We start from the raw sequence: 17,555 nt of genomic DNA, 5'->3' as shown, positions 1-17,555 counted from the left end.
TCTTTATGAGTCAAAACAACGACATTACTCACGAACACATGTTGGCATTGATCCAGCAATTAAATGATTACAGCTACGCCTACCATGTCAAAGATAATCCATTGGTGCCTGACGCAGAATACGACCGTTGTTATCGACAGTTGCAGGCCATAGAGGCGGAACATGCGGAGTGGATTCAAGCGGATTCGCCTACCCAGCGAGTGGGTGAAAAGCCAGACAGCGGCTTTGAAAATGTGCCACATACTGTTCCCATGTTGTCCCTTGATAACGCCTTTGATGATGTGTCTTTGGAAGATTTTGACCAACGCATTCGTAAACTATTGGACGCCGACAGTGTTACCTATTGCTGTGAGCCAAAACTTGATGGCTTAGCCATTAGTTTGCGTTATGAGCATGGGCGTTTGGTAAGAGGGGTTACACGAGGCGATGGATTGTCTGGGGAAGACATTACCTCCAACATCAAAACGATTTACTCTGTTCCTTTGTCATTGCGAACAGATACTCCGCCACCAGTGCTTGAAGTGCGCGGTGAAATTTATATGCCTAAAGAGGGCTTTGAAAAACTTAATTTGCAAGCCGCAGAGCGAGGCGATAAGCCATTTGTAAACCCTCGAAATGCCGCTGCTGGTTCGCTTCGACAACTTGATCCAAAGATTACCGCATCGCGCCCTTTGGTGATGTGCGCGTATTCAATAGGTTATGTGGAGGGCTGGTCTCAGCCTGATAGTCATTATGAAGGCTTACTGCAATTGGGTGAATGGGGTTTTCGTATTAACGATTTGATGAAAACCGTTGAAGGCGCGGCAGGCTGTATTTCCTACTATCAAATGCTCAATGAAAAGCGCCCCAATTTGTCTTATGACATAGATGGCATCGTGTATAAGGTGGATCAGATTGAGCTTCAAGAAGAACTGGGCTTTATCGCTCGGGCACCTCGCTGGGCGATCGCGCGAAAATTCCCTGCTCAAGAAGAAGTGACACGTATTTTAGGGGTAGATTTTCAAGTTGGTCGTACTGGGGCAATTACGCCTGTGGCACGTCTTGCCCCTGTGTTTGTTGGCGGTGTTACCGTGTCTAATGCGACCTTGCACAACAAAGATGAAATTGCGCGTTTGGGCGTGAAAGTAAACGACTATGTGGTGATTCGTCGTGCTGGTGATGTGATCCCTCAAGTGGTTCAAGTGCTAGAAGATCGCCGCGTTGATGAAGACGTAAAGAGCGTGGTATTCCCTGACGCGTGTCCCGTTTGTGGTTCCGATGTAGAGCGAGTCGAAGGCGAGGCGGTGATTCGCTGTACCGGTGGCTTGGTGTGTGGCGCGCAACTTAAAGAATCGCTAAAACACTTTGTCTCGCGCAAAGCCATGGACATTGATGGGTTAGGCGATAAGTTGATTGAGCAGTTGGTTGATCAGGAGCTATTAAAAACCCCAGTCGACATCTTTACCTTGGCCGAGAAAAAAGACAGGTTGTTGTCGATGGAGAGAATGGGGCAAAAGTCGGTTGATAAGTTGTTAAAGGCCATTGAGACCGCGAAGAAAACGCAATTCAACCGCTTTATTTATGCCTTAGGCATTCGAGAAGTTGGTGAAGCAACGGCGCGCTCTTTAACCAGTCATTTTGTTGAGCTAGACACCTTGATGCAGGCCGATCAAGAGGCTTTGGTGGCGGTGGATGATGTAGGGCCGATTGTTGCGCAGCACGTGAGAGTGTTTTTTGAACAAGAGCAGAACGTGGCGACGATTCATGGTTTGTTAGCCGCAGGGATTGAATGGGAAAAGAAAGCCATTGTCGACGACAGTGATTTGCCATTGACTGGAAAAACGTACGTAGTGACTGGGTCTTTGAGTCAATTTTCACGAGATCAGGTGAAGGAAAAGCTGCAAAGCTTGGGGGCGAAAGTAAGCGGTTCAGTGTCGGCTAAAACCGATTGCTTAGTCGCAGGTGAAAAAGCAGGGTCGAAACTGACTAAGGCGCAAAGTTTGAATATTCCCATTCTTGATGAAGCGGGTGTTATTGCATTGTTACAAAGCTACGGAGCGGTTTAATGGATACCTTGATTCCTTATGACTCTTTAGAGTCAGAGACATTAATGACCATTCTCGATGATATTGTGTCTCGTGAAGGGACGGATTACGGCGATTATGATTTGTCTGCTGAGCAGAAACGCCAGCAGGCGGTGGCGGCTCTCAAAGGCGGTCAAGCGGTGCTCTTATTTGACACTGAGAGTGAAACCATCAAGATGGTGCCTAAAGATACCCTAGGACATTACGACCTTATGTGAAGGCGTAATGTCCTTACAGAGATAGACTAGGAGGGGTTAGGACGGATTGCTGTCGTTGCCGTCTCGAACGCAATGGTTGATGTTATGGTCCATTGCACGAGAAGGTTCTTCGCCGGTATTGCGGCCTACAATTTTAGCGGGTACGCCAGCGACTGTCGTATGTGCTCCAACGGCTTCAAGCACGACGCTGCCTGCGCCAATTTTAGCGCCTTCGCCCACTTCGATGTTGCCCAAAATTTTCGCACCAGCGCCAATAAGGACACCAGAACGGATTTTAGGATGACGATCGCCGTGTTCTTTGCCAGTACCGCCTAGTGTGACGGATTGCAGGATAGAGACGTTGTCTTCAATAACGCAAGTTTCGCCGACGACTAAGCCTGTCGCGTGGTCTAGCATGATGCCGCAGCCAATCGTTGCTGCAGGGTGAATATCAACACTAAATACCATCGACATTTGGCCTTGTAAGTACAGGGCCAGACTTCTCCTGTTGTTTTTCCAAAGCCAATTCGCTACTCGGTACGTTTGTAGGGCATGGAATCCTTTAAAAAACAAAAGGGGGGTCGTGAGGCAGTCGCAAGCCGCATCCCTTTCTTTTATCGACAAAATATCTTGCTCAATGCACTCAACAATGCCAGATTGAGAGTCGGACATTGCTTCTTCAAAGACCTCTCTTAATACGATAGAAGGAATTGAAATGCTATCCAGTTTGCAGGCCAGTAAGAAGCTAAGCGCAGAGCTTAACGATTCGTGCCTAAGAATGGTCGTATTGAAGTAGCTGGCGAGTATGGGTTCATCTAAAGCAAGTTTTTTTGCTTCGGCCTGTAAAGATGACCATAAATTGCCAGAAGTCACGGCATTGTACATTGTGTTACTCAAGGGGCTATTTACCTATTTTAATTCGCAGCTAGAATGTAAGTAATAGTGTTAGCATGAAACAAAACAAGGGTTAAGGCAAAAATTGCCACTGATAATGGAGACAGTATGACTAAAAAAACCGTTGCCGATGCATTGCATGTATTCTACGAGCTAAATTCTACTTTCGCGGATGCTTACTGGGAAACCAACGATATTAATCAAAAAGATCGTTTTTTTGCAATGAAGAGCATGTTACAAGATGAGCTGGATGAACTCCATAAGTTGAGCGTCCAAGATCATATTTATCCTTATGAATCGATAGACCCAGGTGTGCTGAAACTGCGTGATGAATTGCGTGCATTGCTACCAGACATGAGTCGTGTTGTGCTGCGACCAAAGACAATAAATCGTTTTCTAGAGCTAATTCCAAGCGCCTGCGAGTTATTTGAACTATAAAAAAACGCCACGAATGGCCATGTTATCAGCTATTCGTGGCGTGTTACTGCTTTGGTGGTGCGCTCTAGTTAGCGTTGCTACGCTTTAATGCTCTAATCACAAAGCGATTAGGGTGAAGCTTGTTGATAATGCTTTGCTCTAGTGGTGATGGTGTATTGGTAATCAGGCTGGCGAGATACACACCGCTCAACGGCGTTGAGACCAACCCCCGAGAACCATGTCCGATATTGATAAACAAGCCTTCTTGTTCAATGGCCACCTGATGGCATTTCCATTTGGCATTTTTGCTTAGTATGGCGTAATGGCTATGCAACTCTGCAGGCGATGCGATTGGCCCAATCATTGGCGTGTAGTCGGGAATGGCACAGCGAAAGGACACTCGTCCGCCACAATCTTCTTCATTAAGTGTATTTTCTTTCAGATGCAGGAGGCTTTCTAGAATGCGTAAGTTACGACAATGACCTTCAGTTCTGACGGTTTCATCCTGATCTTTCGCATCGTATGTTGATCCGAAATGTAGGGTGTCCTGCAATGCTGGAGACACATAGCCTTTTTGGCAAAGGACATGGTCAGTCGTTAATTTTGCGCTGTCTTCATTGGCGTTAGAACAGGCTTTCTTGGCCGCCTCTAATGGCAAATACGACACTTGCCCACGAATGGGATAAGCAGGTGTCTTGGGTAAAAAGTCGAGTTCATGGGTATCGTTGGCGGTACAAATCACCACATGAGAGAAACTCTGTTGTTGCGCTTGGGTGCTGGCTTGCCAACTCAGCGGTACGCTTCCCGTTTTTGTTAAGGCGTCTAAACGGGTATTTAATTGGACATCAATGAGCGGATGGTCGAGCAGCTTATGGCACAGATCCGTTAGCACCACCCAGCCCGATAAAGGCAAAAATATACTGCCTTCTTCGCCATGTTTACAGACGATGGATTCTGGGTAGAGTTTATTTTCTAGTAGGCTAGCAAAGCGCTGTTTTTCCTTTTCACTCGTAGGGCGCTGCTCTAGACCGCACTGCTGCCAAAAAACCGCATCATCATCGAGTTGTGAATACAGTTTGCTCGCGTATAAGTAAGCGCTGAGATAAAAGCGATTAACAGGCGTGTCTTGACTGGCAAGTTTAGGGTAAAGCATCCCCTGTGGGTTACCGGATGCTTTACAAGCAACGGATTCTCCTTGCTCCCACACGGTAACGTTAACGCCTTGCTTGGCGAGCGCGTAGGCGGTGGTGGCGCCTGCAAGCCCAGCGCCTACGACTAATACGTGTTTGTTTTGGTTTTCGTTGTTTGTGGGAAGAGGCGCAGGATTTTGTCGAACATTAAACCAAGCTTCGCCTTGGGACATGCGTTCTGTTAGAGAAAGCGTTTGCTCTGCCAGTTCACCGACGGCCATTTCTCGTTTATGACCAAAGCCTTTGACCTTCCTTACTTCAAAGCCTACTTCTTTTAAGCCTCGGCGAACAATACCTGCGGCGGTAAAGGTCGAAAAGCTTGTGCCTTGATGGCTGAGTCGGTGGATGTGCTTAAACAGCGTCGGTGACCACATCTCCGGATTTTTGCTAGGGGCAAAACCATCTAGAAACCAAGCGTCTACGTCGGCGTTTAAAGCAGAGAAGCCTTCTTCTGCTTCTCCAAACCATAGCGTCAATTGAATACGACCTTGGGCCAATTCTATGCGATGTAGGCCATGGCTCAGCTCTGGATACTGGGCAATCAGTGCTTGGCTGTATGTCTCTAATGAAGGCCACATTTTCAGCGCATTGGTCAATGCACTCTTACTCAGTGGGAATTTTTCGACTGAAATAAAGTGCAAGGTCGTATCAGAGGGAGCGCTTGCTAAAAATGCCTGCCAAGCGCAGAGGAAATTGAGCCCTGTGCCGAAACCGGTTTCGGCAATTGTGAAATGACTCTTGTTGGATGAGTCTAAACTTTTCCAACGCTCATCGAGTTGGTTATGCTGAAGAAACACATAGCGTGTTTCTTCAAGTCCTGCGTCTTTATCAAAATAAACATCGTCAAATTGGGTTGAATGGGGGGCGCCGTCGTCTCCCCAGTTTAATTGGGGAGACGCTAAACAATAACTAGTTAACACGCTTGATGCTCTCGATCACGATAGGGGTAGAGGGAACGTTTTGGTATGGACCAACAGAATGTGTGGGTTGCTTAGACATGGTGTCGACGACGTCCATTCCTGACACTACTTGTCCAAACACTGTATAACCCGCTGCGCCACGAGCGCCATCATTTAAGAAACTATTGTCTTTTTCATTGATGAAAAATTGAGACGTTGCGCTGTTAGGGTTTTGTGTTCGAGCCATGGCAATGGTGCCACGATTATTATCTAGCCCATTATCGCCTTCATAGGGAACAGGGGCGTGAGTTGCTTTTTGATTCATGTCGGCGGTAAAGCCACCGCCTTGAACCATAAAGCCTTGAATAACGCGGTGAAAAATGGTGCCGTTATAAAACCCTTCGTCGACATAGGTGAGAAAGTTTTTTACTGTTTTAGGCGCTGCATTATCATTTAGGTCAATACGAATGGTGCCTTGGTTGGTGGTAATATCAACTTCTGTTGCGTTGGCTTGACTGCAAAGGGCAGCAAACATAAGGCTAATGATGAAGGTTTTACGCATAATAGGCTTTCCTTAAATAATGAGTGCACCAATAATATTGGCAGCGTGGCGGCACGCCAAGTTATTTTGGGTTTTTAGTGGTAATAGTGGAGAGAAAGATGCGAACAGCCGTGATAGAAATTGAATATTGTACATTGTGTCGTTGGATGCTGCGTGCAGCCTGGTTATCTCAAGAATTATTAACCACCTTTGATGACGATGTGAAAAGCGTCACCTTGATTCCCACTCAAGGGGGGATTTTCAAAGTCAGAGTGAATGGCGAAGAGGTGTGGTGTCGTAAAGCGGAAAATGGCTTTCCTGAGGCAAAAGTACTGAAGCAAAGAGTGCGAGATGTGATCGACCCAGAGCGCGATCTTGGGCATTCCGATGTAAAAGAGGTCGATGTAAAAGAGAGTCATTAAAAAAGCCGCTCTGGTGCGGATGACACAGAGCGGCTTCTTGTATTTGAGTCTTGGTTAGTTTGGAAAGACTTGTTTGAAAGGTTTTACCGTGACGCTGCTGTATACGCCCACTTCCATATATGGATCGGCATCAGCCCAAGCTTGCGCTTCATCCAGTGAAGCGAACTCAGCGACGACAACGCTGCCGGTGAAACCAGCATCGCCTGGGTTATCTGAATCTATGGCAGGGTTAGGGCCTGCCAACACAAGGCGACCTTCATCTAACAGCTGTTGAAGGCGGGCTAAGTGGGCTGGGCGAGCTTGTTGGCGACCCGCTAGGCTGTTTTCTATATCAGTACCAACGATTGAGTAAAGCATGATTATTCCTTGTTCTGAATGTGTGAAGATAGGTAGATGCCTTGCAAAATAATGAAGACAATGGTCATACCCAATAAACCAAACAACTTAAAGTCGACCCAGATGTCTTCACTGAAACTGAAGGCAACGTAAAGGTTTACGGCGCCTGATAACAGGAAGAAGGCCACCCAAGCAAGGTTTAAGGTACGCCAAACTTTGAAGGGAAGCTGAATTTTATCACCCATCATGCGTTCGATGATGTTTCGTTCGCCGATGAACTGGCTACCTAAAAATGCCATGGCAAATAAGCCATTGACGATAGTGGGCTTCCATTTGATGAATTCACCGTCGCCCAATAATACTGTTGCGCCACCTAATAAAACCACCAACACCAAAGACACTAGGTGCATCTTTTCCACTTTTTTGTAGCGTATCCAGTTATAACCTACTTGCAAAACGCTGGCAGGAATCAGCACCGCGGTGGCGAGAATGATGTTCCCTGAAAGCTTATAGACAACGAAAAAGACCAAGATAGGGAGAAAGTCGAATAATATTTTCATATAAAAACCAATTTATGTATGCTGAACCAATGATAACTACCATTCCATTTAAAGAACAGCCTATCTATGCCTGAAAACGCGAGTTACCGCAAAGTTGACCTTCATACCCATTCTACTTTTTCGGATGGTCGATTATCGCCAACGGAACTGGTGGATTTGGCTGTAGAGCAAGGCGTGACACTTTTTTCCTTAACCGACCATGATACCTTGGATGGCTTGGTAGAGGCGCGCACTCGTGCGGAGTCGCATCAATTGTCTTTCTTAAATGGGGTTGAGCTTTCGACCCAATGGAAGGGCATTCCCCTGCATATGGTGGCACTTAACTTTGACCCAAATAACGCAGCTTTAAACGCTGTGGTAAAGGAGAATCAAGCGATTCGACTCGACAGAGCGCGCCGTATTGCCGACCTGTTAATCAAACAAGGTTTGCCTGATTTGTTTGATGAGGCCGTGGCTCTGGCCGGAAAAAGTCAGCTTGGTCGCCCGCATTTTGCCACCTTAATGATCGAAAAAGGCCTGGTGAAAGACGCGAATAAAGCGTTTGATCGTTACTTGGGAAACAAGCGACTGGGCAGTCTTAGAGATGTTTGGCCAGAACTTGAGGTTGTTTTGGGACAGCTAAAGGATCAAGGCATGGCGTTAATTTTGGCACATCCGAAGCGTTACCCATTAACCGTCACCAAATTAAAACGCTTACTGGCCGATTTTAAAGCCTGGGGTGGGACTGGCATGGAAGTGGCCTCTGGTAATGAGCGTCCCGATCATGTTCGCCTTATGGAGCGCTTATCTCAGGAGTTTGCTTTGCATGCCTCGGTTGGAAGTGATTTCCATGGGCCGTTTGGGCCTTGGACACAAGTTGGCCGTTTCACTCAAATCCATGAAAGCGAAGTCGATCTAGTATGGCGTGATTGGGTTTAGCTTTGAGTTGAGTCTAATGGCTTTTATGGTCTAGTATGTGATTGATATGGCGAATTTTTAATCGCCATCATGTTATTAACGGAGTGCGTTTTGAGTCAGTTTTTTCAAATTCATCCAGAAAACCCACAAGCGCGTTTGATTAAACAAGCCGCCCAGGTTATTCGCGACGGTGGTGTGGTGGCGTATCCGACGGATTGTGGTTATTCGTTAGGGTGTTATTTGGGTGATAAAGCGGCGATGGATCGAATTAAAGCGATCCGTCGTTTGGATGATAAACACAACTTTACTTTAGTGTGCCGAGATCTGTCAGAGATATCCACCTATGCGCGCTTTGACAATCACTTATACCGATTGCTGAAGAACAATACGCCTGGGCCTTACACCTTTATTTTTCATGCCACGTCGGTCGTACCAAGACGCCTAATGCATCCAAAACGTAAGACCATAGGTATTCGCATTCCAGATAATCGTATTGTTTCTGCTTTGTTGAATGAGTTATCGGAACCCTTGATGAGTGTGTCGCTTATTTTACCGGGTGAGACCGATCCCATGACAGACCCTTATGACATTCGAGACACCCTAGAGCATGCATTGGATCTGGTGATTGATGGCGGTTTCTGTGGTTTAGAGCCGACGACGGTCGTGATGATGGATTCTGACAAGGTTGAGGTTGTGCGAGTAGGGGCTGGCGATCCAGCGCCTTTTATGTAAAAAGTTAGACATGTCGCTGTCAAGCGTCGCTATGTATGACTATAATGCCCAAAATTTTATGTTTAAAAAAATGGGTTGCTGAGAAGCATTCCCTCTAAGAGGTTCGTAATGGACGAAAAGTTACAAAAAGTATTAGCCAGAGCCGGTCAAGGTTCACGTCGTGAAATGGAAAACCGTATCCGTGAAGGCCGTGTCCTTGTCAACGGTGCTGTGGCGACGTTAGGCGATCGCGTAAGCGTCAGCGATGCTATCGAGTTGGATGGTTATTCCGTAAAAGTGACAGAAGCTGGCGAAGGCCGACGTGTCATTATTTACAATAAACCAGAAGGCGAAGTCTGTACTCGTAAAGACCCAGAAGGTCGACCAACGGTATTTGATAAGCTGCCTAAACTGCGCGGTGAGCGTTGGATTGCGGTCGGTCGTCTAGACATCAATACTTCTGGTCTACTGTTATTCACTACCGATGGTGAGTTAGCCAATCGCTTGATGCATCCTTCAACGGAAATTGATCGTGAATACTTAGTTCGCGTGATGGGTGAAGTGACAGAAGAGAGTATTGCAACGCTTAAAAAAGGCGTTAATTTAGAAGATGGACAAGCGAAATTTACCGACATCGTTGATGGTGGTGGTGAAGGCATTAACCGTTGGTTCTATGTGTGTTTGATGGAAGGACGTAACCGAGAAGTGCGTCGTTTGTGGGAATCTCAAGGGGTAAAAGTAAACCGCTTGAAACGGGTTCGATTTGGCCCGATTTTCTTACCATCAAAGGCAAAAGTCGGCCGTTGGGTAGAAATGGAAGAAAGTGATGTGAATTCACTGTGCGCTATGGTGGATTTGAAAGTGTCTGCTATTGCTCAAAAAACTCAGCAGCAAAAGCTGGATGTTAAGCGCACTAAGAATAAGCAGACAGGTGGTGCACGCCGTCCTAAAGGGTTTGATTGGCAGGGCACTGATAAGCCAGAATTTAAACCTAAAAAGCCGGGTAAACGCACCTTTAGATAATAGAAACAGTTGTTAGGAGTCGTAGAAGCATGGTTCGCTGGATAAGCCTTTTTGTTGTTGTTTTAGTAATAGGTTTTTTTGTCTATATCAAGGTGAACAATCAGCCTCCGGAAGGTTTGGGGGTGACAGATGGTTTATTTAAACCGTGCCCTACTACCCCTAACTGCGTTTCTAGCCAAGCAGAAAAAAGTGATACTGTGCATTATATTGCGCCAATGATTTACCACGGTAGCCGTAAAGATACTCAACTGAACATAGAGTCGTATTTTTTAAATCAAGGCAACGCGCAAATTGTTGCCAGTCAATTAGGCTATGTGCATATTGAAGTAAAAAGCTCGTGGTTTGGCTATATCGATGATGTGGAATTCTACTTGCCAGAAGCTGACAGCGTGATTCATGTGCGCTCAGGGTCACGCGTAGGCTACTCAGATTTAGATGTTAATCGTCAGCGTATCGAAAAACTTGAAGCTCATCTGAAAGGGTGATTTCGAACGATTATCAATCGATTTATTAGAAAAATACTTATCAGGATGAGGATTAACCATGAATACGGATGAGAGCCAAACCATTTTAATAGTAGAAGATGACGAGCGTTTAGCGTCACTTACTCAAGAATACCTAATCAAAAATGGCTTTTTAGTTAATGTTGAATCAGATGGTCGAGCTGCCATTACTCGTATTGTAGAAGAACAGCCTTCACTTGTTATTTTGGATCTAATGTTACCTGGAGCAGATGGTTTTACCATTTGCCGCAGTGTGCGCAACGACTATAAGGGACCTATCCTTATGTTAACGGCACGCAGCGACGATGTGGACCAAATTTTAGGGCTAGAAATTGGCGCTGATGATTATGTGTCCAAACCTGCTAAACCGCGCGTTTTATTAGCACGAGTTCAATCCTTATTGCGTCGTAGTACACAAGATGTTGATTTGTCTGCTGCGAACAGCGCTAAAGCGGAGCAAACCTTGACGTTTGGTCCTTTGGTGATTGATAACTCTCGTCGCGAAGCGTGGTTAGCGAGTGATGAAATAGAGCTGACCAGTGCAGAATTTGATTTGCTTTGGTTGTTGGCCAGCAATGCCGGCCGAATCCTAAGTCGAGAAGAAATTTTTGGCGAGTTACGTGGCATTGAATACGACGGTCAAGATCGTTCTGTTGATGTGCGCATTTCTCGAATTCGCTCCAAGATTGGTGATGATCCGATTCACCCTCGTCGTATTAAAACAATACGCAGTAAAGGCTACCTTTTTGTAAAAGAGGTTTAACCGCCTAATGCAAAAAGAAATGTGGCGGTTATATCGACACCTTATTATTGGTTGTCTAATTATATTAATGGGGTGTTATGCCGCGGTAGAGTTTGCCATGTTTCGCATCACTGAAGCGAAACATGAGCAGCTTTTATGTGTGGATGCAGAGCTGAGTCTTGCTTTGCTCGCCACTGGCATAAAACGAACTCTGCCTGAATCTCAATTCAAATGGCAAACGCTTGAAGCACCACAAAGTGTTGCTAACACAACCGCTTTGCTAGCCCAGAAAAAATGGTTACGTTTGCCAAATGGTGATTACCAATTATCTTTTGGCTCTGATGCTGGCGCCAGTTTTGTTGGTGTGGCGGCGTCAGAAAGTAAGCGATTCCATCTCGAAGCCTTGCTTAAAGGGCTGCTTCTTTCCCCTCTTTCCTATGCGGATAAACGCTCTTTATTGCAGTCAATTTCCTGTTTAAGTGTAGAACCTGTTTCATCTGAAATGACCGGTTCTGTAGAAGGGGTGACCTTGACGTATGGTGTTCATAATAAGCACGGCTTTTTATGGAAGGGAGACGTAGAGGGCGATGAATATTTTATTTCCATTGATCATGCCGCGCCTTTCTCACTGACTTTTATTGTGGTTATGATTGTCGCCATTGCGATTGTTGCTATGTTGGCATTGATCTGGCGTGAACTGTTTTACTTGGATTTGAAGAGAAAAACGTTCGAGAACCTTACCCGTCAAATTGCCCGTGGACGCAGTGGTTTACCTAAAGAAATACCCGACAGTAGCGGAACGCTTAAAGAGCTTGCTTACTCATTTGACTCTATGTCCTCTCATATTCAGCGCTTGCTTAAAGTACAAAGAGAAATGATTAATGCCATTTCTCATGAGTTGCGCACCCCTATAGCACGACTCCGCTTTGGTCTGGAGGTAGTCAAAGACGAAGTGGATGACTCTGTGGTTCATACTGTGACCGCGTTGGAAGACGATGTCGAAGAGCTCAACACGCTCGTTGATGAAGTACTAACGTATGGCAAGCTGGAAGAAGGGTCATTAGCGCTCAATTTCCAAGAAACCAGCATTAAGCAATTATTAGGCTCTATCTTGGATAACAATGAGCCTTTGCTTAAGCACTTGCAGGTAACGATTGATATTCCAGAGCCAGATACCGTGGTTGCTGATGAACATCATCTTCACAGGGCGTTGCAGAATTTGATTTTAAACGCTTCTAAATACGCCAATAGCAAGATTGCCATTATCTTTTCTTACGATGAAGAACGTTGGCAGTTGGATATCGAAGACGATGGTCCTGGGATTGCTATAGAAGACAGAGACAAGGTTTTTATTCCTTTTCAGCGATTGGATAATAGCCGGACTCGAGCGTCAGGGGGGTATGGTTTAGGGCTTGCCATTGTTCAGCGTATTGCATTTTGGCATGGTGGCGCTGTGCTGGTGGACGCCAGTGATCTTGGTGGGGCGAAGTTTAGTTTGATTTGGTCTCGTAATCAGCATCAGAACACCTTGTCCTGATGCTGAAAAATGGTCGCCGGACTGCTATAGGTCTGGCGACAATATGCCTTTTAGATTTTTAAAACATGTCTTAGAGGCGGTATTAATTAAGTCTTCCATGTAAGCGTTTTGGCGCTGATCTTTTCTGATTGCAAGATAGAGCTTACACCAAACGCCTTCTTCCCCTAATGATTTTGTCAGCACGTATTGGCGGTTTGAGTATTCCGTTAATGCCCAGTTTGGAATACAACAAACACCACGTCCGCTGGCTACTAATTGCATCATCATCAAGGTTAATTCGCTGTGACGAATTTTGGCGGGTGCGACGCCCGCTGGGGTTAAGAAGTGCTTGAATATATCCAAGCGCTCTGGCTCAACCGGATAAGTGATGAGCGTTTCTTGGGCAAAATCTTCAGGGCTTAAAAATTCTTTTTTGGCCAGTCTGTGATGTCTTGAAAGTGCGACTTGAGCCTCATACTGAAAAAGTGGAATGTATTCTATATTAGGCAGATCCTGCGGGTCAGATGTGACCACTAAGTCCAGATCTCCTCGTGCCAATGCTGGCAAGGGCATAAAGCTGAACGCGGTCGACAGGTCGAGCTCGACGTCTGGCCAATGTTCCCTGAAATGATCAATGGTTGGCATTAACCACTCGTAGCAGCTGTGGCATTCAATCGCGATGTGTAAGCGACCACTTTCGCCTTCTGCAAAGCGCTGTATGTCTCTTTGTGCTGAGCGAAATGATAGTAGTACATCGTCGGCAAGTTGCAGTAATCGAAGTCCTGCGCTGGTAAAGCGAACGGGTTTAGTTTTGCGAATGAAGAGCGCGCAATCAAGTTTTTCTTCTAGGTCCTTTAGTTGGTGAGACAGTGCCGATTGGGTTAGATGAACCCGTTCAGCTGCTTCGACTAAGCTGCCTGTTTCCCGTAACGCTGTCAGCGTTTTTAAATGCCTAACTTCAATAATACTCATAATAACTTACAGTAAGTGAATGTGATTCAGTGAATAACAGAAAAAAAACCCATGGGCGAAAAACGTCTCATGGGTTTCGGTGTTGTGATTAATTACACAATAGAAATTCGAGTAGGGCTTTTTGAGCATGAAGACGGTTTTCAGCTTCGTCCCACACAACCGAGTCTGGATGATCTAACACTTCAGCAGAGACTTCTTCACCTCGGTGAGCAGGAAGGCAGTGCATGAATAAAGCGTCTTTGTTGGCTAAAGACATAAGATCAGTATTCACTTGGAAGCCGTCAAAATCTTTGAGTCTTTGCTCTTGTTCGTCTTCTTGTCCCATAGAGGCGAATACGTCCGTCACAATCAGGTCTGCCCCTTTTGCTGCGTCTTTTGCATCGTGCAATACGGTAACTCGATCTTGGTGCTCTGCGACCAGTTCAGGATTAGGCTCGTAACCTTTAGGACAGGCGATAACCAATTGGAAATCCAGCAGAGACGCGGCATTGATGTAAGAGTTACACATATTGTTGCCATCGCCCACCCAGACAACTTTTTTACCTTCAATTGAGCCACGGTGCTCTTGGTAAGTCTGCATGTCAGCAAGCAGCTGGCAAGGGTGGTAATCGTCTGTTAGTGCGTTTATCACAGGCACAGAAGAATACTGAGCAAAGGTTTCGACAAGGCTGTGCTCAAAAGTACGAATCATCACAGCATCAACCATGCTGGAGATAACACGAGCGCTGTCTTCCACGGGTTCGCCGCGACCTAGTTGTGTGTCTCTGGAGGATAGAAACAAAGCATGTCCACCAAACTGAGCCATACCTGATTCAAATGATACGCGAGTTCGCGTCGAGGACTTTTCGAAAATCATCCCTAATACGCGGTTTTTAAGCGGTTCGTAGAGTGCGCCTTCACGATGAATTTTCTTAAGCTCTGAAGCTCGAGATAGTAGCTGTTTTAACTCTGCAGACGAAAGGTCTTTGAGAGTAAGAAAATGCCTTGGCGACACGCTAAACTCCTTAATTGTCTTTTTAAAAGGGGAATCGTCCAATTTAATACACTCAGGTAGGTGAGTAAAGGGCAATTCGCATTAGAAAGAACAAAGGAAACCACTGTCTTGGGGTTGTAAACACTAGGCGAGTCCCAATAAACTTGGACAAGTTAATGTATTTTGGCGTGATACTGCTTTTGATGGTGTTACGAAGAAACAAGGTGAATGAGGTTTTATAATGAGTAATACAATTGATACAATTAAAGAGCAGATTGAGAGCAACGACATTCTTCTATATATGAAGGGTAATCCTCGTGCACCACAATGTGGTTTTTCATCACAGGCAGTGCAAGCCTTGATGAGCTGTGGTGAGCGTTTTGCGTTTGTTAATATCTTAGACAATCCAGACATTCGCGCGGAATTGCCAAAGTTTGCGAACTGGCCAACATTCCCACAGTTATGGGTAAAAGGCGAGTTGGTTGGTGGTTGTGACATCATTGTAGAAATGGCGTCGAATGGTGAATTACAAACTTTGATTAAAGAGGCGGTTGGCTCTACAGAAGAGTAAGCCATAGCCTTGAGTTAGACGCAAAGCACACATCCGTTTCTGATGTGTGCTTTTTTTATGTCTATGGTTCGGCCTGTCTTATTCTATTTCGTACAGTTCTAGCGGTAAGCCATCTGGGTCGGCAAAAAAAGTAAAGCGTCGCCCGGTGAGGTGATCAACGCGAATTTCTTCCACCGCGATCTTGTGTTCCTTAAGATGATTGATACAAGCATCTAGATCGGCAACGGCAAAAGCGAGGTGTCTTAGGCCTTGAGCTTCAGGGCGAGAAGGTCGCTTTGGCGGATTAGGAAATGAGAAAAGCTCTATTTGTTCGAATTCACTGACTTTTAAATCTAATTTAAAAGACTGGCGCTCTTCTCTATAGGTTTCTCGAAGAATCTCGAAACCTAAAATGTGGTGATAAAAGCGTTTAGAGACCGAGTAGTTGGAGCAAATGATGGCCACGTGATGAAGGTGAGAAACCGAAAACATAGTTGCTTCCATGCTAAATTTGTTTTTTTAATTCATTGGCAAGCTCAATTACTTGTCTTCTGAACCAGATATGGCTGGCGTCATGGTGTAGCAAAGAGCTCCAGATCATTTTGAGTTCTATTTTAGGGATGACAAATGGTGGCTCAATAATCGCAAGGTCTGGATTGTTGCGATTGATCATGGCGACTTTTCTTGGCAAGGTCGCAATCAGGTCTTGCTCAAGGGCAAGGTGCATTGCTGTATGGTAGCTTCTGGTAAACACTCGAATGCTGCGTGTTTTATCAATGCTTTGTAATGCTTCGTCTACCCAGCCTAGTTTTTGTACGTCATTTGGGTCCATCCCGACGCCAACCCCAAACCCTGTTTTACTCACCCAGATATGTTGCGACTGCAAATAACTTTCTAAATTGAAGTTGTGCCTGAGAGGGTTGTCGGAGCTCATCATGCAGACAAAGTCGTCTAGCCAAATGCTTTTTTGATGGAATGATTGAGGAAGCTCTTCAAAGCGATTGATGGCCATGTCAATTCTTCCTGCCTCCACATCATGAAAAGTCACATCGCTCGGTGTCATTATGTCTAGGGTGATTCCTGGGGCATTTTCTCGCAATCGATTTAACAGCCTTGGGATAACCGTTGAGGCGGCATAATCGCTGGCCATAATTCGAAACACACGTGTACTGGTGCGCTCGTTAAAGTCGGCTTCTGGCTGCAGTGCTTCTTCGAGCTCAAGCAAGACCTTTCTTACCACAGGTTGCAGGCGAAGTGCTTTTTCAGTGGGTTTCATGCCTTCGCTAGTTCGAACGAGGAGTGGGTCGTTTAGCAAATCTCTCAACCGTTTTAATCCATTGCTCATGGCTGGTTGGGTGATGTTTAATTTGCTTGCAGACCGTGTGACATTGCATTCTCGTAGCAAGACATCTAAATAAATGAGTAGATTCAGATCTATTTTGTTTATATTCATCTTTGTTATGGTAGCCAGCTGTTTTATTGCTTTAGTGAATTGATTGTATTGACCTTGTTACAAAGTACAACCGAGTATTGCTTTTTCTCTGAACTTTTTCACATGACAGTAAAAAGCCAAGGTCGTCGCTTGGTCGGTTTGGCAGCTTCTGGCATAATACAGCGGCTCGATAAGGCCTTAGGAATGCATGCGGTTACTTTACGCTAGATGCTTTTCCTTTCAGCCAGAGTTTCTTGTGTGTCTACATGGCTTTTAATGAGGTAATGATGAAAGCTTCCTGCTTATGTGGTTCTGTTGTGTTCAGAGTGACCTCTCCTTTTATCAGTGCAAGTATTTGTCATTGCACCCAGTGTCGTAAAACGCACGCAGGCACTGGCGCCGCTTACGGCACCTGTTTGAAAAAGGATGTTGAGTGGATATCGACGAAAAAAAGAGTTCGCCGTTTTGCGTCATCTGAACGTGTCAGACGGGGATTCTGCAAAGACTGTGGCAGTCCAATTTATTATTACCATAAAGACTTTCCTAACCACATTGAAATTTCGTTAGGCGTACTGGATGATGAGCCGAATTTAGCGCCAGACCATCACTTGTTTGTTTCGAGTAAACCCGATTGGTACGATATCAGCGACGATCTGTTGCAGTACCCTGCATTAAAATAAGCTGAGATGGGCTAAGCACTCAGCGTATTGTTTTTCT

At 45.5% G+C, this 17,555-nt stretch carries 21 protein-coding genes; 12 read left to right on the top strand and 9 right to left on the bottom strand.

From position 1 onward, the window contains the following. Positions 1-5: 5 nt before the first annotated feature. The gene (ligA, locus tag E0D71_RS15065; RefSeq protein WP_133004135.1) at positions 6-2,045 is read left to right on the top strand and encodes an NAD-dependent DNA ligase LigA; all 2,040 of its coding nucleotides are present in this window, start codon (positions 6-8) and stop codon (positions 2,043-2,045) included. Continuing rightward, positions 2,045-2,281, top strand: coding sequence for a YheU family protein (locus tag E0D71_RS15060; protein WP_133004134.1), 237 nt, complete (start codon positions 2,045-2,047; stop codon positions 2,279-2,281). Before ligA ends, E0D71_RS15060 begins: the two co-directional genes overlap by 1 nt. A 36-nt stretch (positions 2,282-2,317) precedes the next feature. Here E0D71_RS15060 and cysE read toward each other — a convergent pair whose 3' ends face one another. Then, positions 2,318-3,145: a serine O-acetyltransferase gene (gene cysE, locus E0D71_RS15055; RefSeq protein WP_133004271.1), complete on the bottom strand. Its 828-nt coding sequence runs from the start codon at positions 3,143-3,145 to the stop codon at positions 2,318-2,320. Positions 3,146-3,262: 117 nt separating this feature from the next. Here cysE and E0D71_RS15050 point away from each other — a divergent pair, with 117 nt between their 5' ends. Continuing rightward, positions 3,263-3,592, top strand: a complete 330-nt coding sequence (locus E0D71_RS15050; RefSeq protein WP_133004133.1) for a hypothetical protein — start codon at positions 3,263-3,265, stop codon at positions 3,590-3,592. A gap of 64 nt (positions 3,593-3,656) precedes the next feature. Here the strand turns inward: E0D71_RS15050 and mnmC are convergent, their stop codons facing one another. Further along, positions 3,657-5,681, bottom strand: coding sequence for a bifunctional tRNA (5-methylaminomethyl-2-thiouridine)(34)-methyltransferase MnmD/FAD-dependent 5-carboxymethylaminomethyl-2-thiouridine(34) oxidoreductase MnmC (mnmC, locus tag E0D71_RS15045; protein ID WP_133004132.1), 2,025 nt, complete (start codon positions 5,679-5,681; stop codon positions 3,657-3,659). Further along, positions 5,671-6,225, bottom strand: coding sequence for a peptidylprolyl isomerase (locus tag E0D71_RS15040; RefSeq protein ID WP_341565197.1), 555 nt, complete (start codon positions 6,223-6,225; stop codon positions 5,671-5,673). The genes mnmC and E0D71_RS15040 overlap by 11 nt, the downstream gene beginning before the upstream one ends. A 95-nt stretch (positions 6,226-6,320) precedes the next feature. Here E0D71_RS15040 and E0D71_RS15035 point away from each other — a divergent pair, with 95 nt between their 5' ends. Beyond that, the gene (locus tag E0D71_RS15035) at positions 6,321-6,623 is read left to right on the top strand and encodes a SelT/SelW/SelH family protein (protein ID WP_133004130.1); all 303 of its coding nucleotides are present in this window, start codon (positions 6,321-6,323) and stop codon (positions 6,621-6,623) included. Positions 6,624-6,677: 54 nt separating this feature from the next. Here the strand turns inward: E0D71_RS15035 and E0D71_RS15030 are convergent, their stop codons facing one another. Together E0D71_RS15030 and E0D71_RS15025 are read right to left on the bottom strand one after the other, a co-directional pair. Then, complete coding sequence (locus E0D71_RS15030) at positions 6,678-6,980, bottom strand: YciI family protein (protein WP_133004129.1); 303 nt, start codon at positions 6,978-6,980, stop codon at positions 6,678-6,680. 2 nt (positions 6,981-6,982) lie between these two features. Then, a complete protein-coding gene (locus E0D71_RS15025; protein WP_133004128.1) occupies positions 6,983-7,519 on the bottom strand; it encodes a septation protein A in 537 nt (178 codons plus the stop codon). A 66-nt stretch (positions 7,520-7,585) separates the two neighbouring features. Between E0D71_RS15025 and E0D71_RS15020 the strand changes: the two genes are divergently transcribed. From E0D71_RS15020 to E0D71_RS14995, 6 genes are all read left to right on the top strand, one after another. Continuing rightward, positions 7,586-8,437, top strand: a complete 852-nt coding sequence (locus E0D71_RS15020) for a PHP domain-containing protein (protein ID WP_133004127.1) — start codon at positions 7,586-7,588, stop codon at positions 8,435-8,437. Positions 8,438-8,527: 90 nt separating this feature from the next. Next, entirely contained in the window at positions 8,528-9,148 is a 621-nt protein-coding gene (locus E0D71_RS15015; RefSeq protein ID WP_133004126.1) for an L-threonylcarbamoyladenylate synthase, read from the top strand. A 108-nt stretch (positions 9,149-9,256) separates the two neighbouring features. Next, positions 9,257-10,150 carry a 23S rRNA pseudouridine(2605) synthase RluB gene (rluB, locus tag E0D71_RS15010; protein WP_133004125.1) on the top strand — a complete coding sequence of 298 codons (894 nt, stop codon included), beginning with the start codon at positions 9,257-9,259 and terminating at the stop codon, positions 10,148-10,150. Positions 10,151-10,179: 29 nt separating this feature from the next. Continuing rightward, on the top strand, positions 10,180-10,635 hold the full coding sequence (locus E0D71_RS15005) for a DUF1499 domain-containing protein (protein WP_133004124.1): 456 nt from the start codon (positions 10,180-10,182) through the stop codon (positions 10,633-10,635). A gap of 58 nt (positions 10,636-10,693) precedes the next feature. Then, positions 10,694-11,416 carry a winged helix-turn-helix domain-containing protein gene (locus tag E0D71_RS15000; protein WP_133004123.1) on the top strand — a complete coding sequence of 241 codons (723 nt, stop codon included), beginning with the start codon at positions 10,694-10,696 and terminating at the stop codon, positions 11,414-11,416. Between the two features lie 7 nt (positions 11,417-11,423). Further along, the gene (locus E0D71_RS14995) at positions 11,424-12,932 is read left to right on the top strand and encodes an ATP-binding protein (RefSeq protein ID WP_133004122.1); all 1,509 of its coding nucleotides are present in this window, start codon (positions 11,424-11,426) and stop codon (positions 12,930-12,932) included. Positions 12,933-12,956: 24 nt separating this feature from the next. Here the strand turns inward: E0D71_RS14995 and E0D71_RS14990 are convergent, their stop codons facing one another. Further along, positions 12,957-13,883, bottom strand: coding sequence for a LysR family transcriptional regulator (locus E0D71_RS14990; protein ID WP_133004121.1), 927 nt, complete (start codon positions 13,881-13,883; stop codon positions 12,957-12,959). A gap of 88 nt (positions 13,884-13,971) precedes the next feature. Further along, the gene (gene argF, locus E0D71_RS14985) at positions 13,972-14,877 is read right to left on the bottom strand and encodes an ornithine carbamoyltransferase (RefSeq protein ID WP_133004120.1); all 906 of its coding nucleotides are present in this window, start codon (positions 14,875-14,877) and stop codon (positions 13,972-13,974) included. A gap of 220 nt (positions 14,878-15,097) precedes the next feature. Here argF and grxD point away from each other — a divergent pair, with 220 nt between their 5' ends. Further along, positions 15,098-15,427, top strand: coding sequence for a Grx4 family monothiol glutaredoxin (gene grxD / locus E0D71_RS14980; RefSeq protein ID WP_133004119.1), 330 nt, complete (start codon positions 15,098-15,100; stop codon positions 15,425-15,427). Between the two features lie 78 nt (positions 15,428-15,505). On the opposite strand, the gene E0D71_RS14975 is transcribed toward grxD, so the two are convergent. Further along, positions 15,506-15,898 carry a VOC family protein gene (locus E0D71_RS14975; protein ID WP_133004118.1) on the bottom strand — a complete coding sequence of 131 codons (393 nt, stop codon included), beginning with the start codon at positions 15,896-15,898 and terminating at the stop codon, positions 15,506-15,508. A gap of 13 nt (positions 15,899-15,911) precedes the next feature. Then, positions 15,912-16,859: a LysR family transcriptional regulator gene (locus tag E0D71_RS14970; protein WP_133004117.1), complete on the bottom strand. Its 948-nt coding sequence runs from the start codon at positions 16,857-16,859 to the stop codon at positions 15,912-15,914. A gap of 266 nt (positions 16,860-17,125) precedes the next feature. On the opposite strand from E0D71_RS14970, the gene E0D71_RS14965 reads away from it, so the two are divergent. Further along, positions 17,126-17,518 (top strand): GFA family protein, encoded by a 393-nt coding sequence (locus E0D71_RS14965; RefSeq protein ID WP_207923421.1) that lies wholly within the window; start codon positions 17,126-17,128, stop codon positions 17,516-17,518. Positions 17,519-17,555: the final 37 nt, after the last annotated feature.

It is taken from the genome of Marinomonas sp. KMM3893 (assembly GCF_004352855.1).
Taxonomy (GTDB): domain Bacteria; phylum Pseudomonadota; class Gammaproteobacteria; order Pseudomonadales; family Marinomonadaceae; genus Marinomonas; species Marinomonas arenicola.
Note: the sequence above shows the minus strand (reverse complement) of the source record. Positions and strands in the feature narration are given on the sequence as shown.

Coding starts and splice junctions, on each gene's coding strand:
- E0D71_RS14975 (WP_133004118.1), bottom strand. CDS start 15,898: ATGTTTTCGGTTTCTCACCTTCATCACGTGGCCATCATTTGCTCCAAC.
- E0D71_RS15000 (WP_133004123.1), top strand. CDS start 10,694: ATGAATACGGATGAGAGCCAAACCATTTTAATAGTAGAAGATGACGAG.
- cysE (WP_133004271.1), bottom strand. CDS start 3,145: ATGTACAATGCCGTGACTTCTGGCAATTTATGGTCATCTTTACAGGCC.
- E0D71_RS15030 (WP_133004129.1), bottom strand. CDS start 6,980: ATGCTTTACTCAATCGTTGGTACTGATATAGAAAACAGCCTAGCGGGT.
- E0D71_RS15020 (WP_133004127.1), top strand. CDS start 7,586: ATGCCTGAAAACGCGAGTTACCGCAAAGTTGACCTTCATACCCATTCT.
- E0D71_RS14965 (WP_207923421.1), top strand. CDS start 17,126: ATGAAAGCTTCCTGCTTATGTGGTTCTGTTGTGTTCAGAGTGACCTCT.
- ligA (WP_133004135.1), top strand. CDS start 6: ATGAGTCAAAACAACGACATTACTCACGAACACATGTTGGCATTGATC.
- E0D71_RS14990 (WP_133004121.1), bottom strand. CDS start 13,883: ATGAGTATTATTGAAGTTAGGCATTTAAAAACGCTGACAGCGTTACGG.
- E0D71_RS15050 (WP_133004133.1), top strand. CDS start 3,263: ATGACTAAAAAAACCGTTGCCGATGCATTGCATGTATTCTACGAGCTA.
- E0D71_RS15005 (WP_133004124.1), top strand. CDS start 10,180: ATGGTTCGCTGGATAAGCCTTTTTGTTGTTGTTTTAGTAATAGGTTTT.
- E0D71_RS15035 (WP_133004130.1), top strand. CDS start 6,321: ATGCGAACAGCCGTGATAGAAATTGAATATTGTACATTGTGTCGTTGG.
- E0D71_RS15060 (WP_133004134.1), top strand. CDS start 2,045: ATGGATACCTTGATTCCTTATGACTCTTTAGAGTCAGAGACATTAATG.
- grxD (WP_133004119.1), top strand. CDS start 15,098: ATGAGTAATACAATTGATACAATTAAAGAGCAGATTGAGAGCAACGAC.
- E0D71_RS14970 (WP_133004117.1), bottom strand. CDS start 16,859: ATGAATATAAACAAAATAGATCTGAATCTACTCATTTATTTAGATGTC.
- E0D71_RS14995 (WP_133004122.1), top strand. CDS start 11,424: ATGCAAAAAGAAATGTGGCGGTTATATCGACACCTTATTATTGGTTGT.
- rluB (WP_133004125.1), top strand. CDS start 9,257: ATGGACGAAAAGTTACAAAAAGTATTAGCCAGAGCCGGTCAAGGTTCA.
- E0D71_RS15025 (WP_133004128.1), bottom strand. CDS start 7,519: ATGAAAATATTATTCGACTTTCTCCCTATCTTGGTCTTTTTCGTTGTC.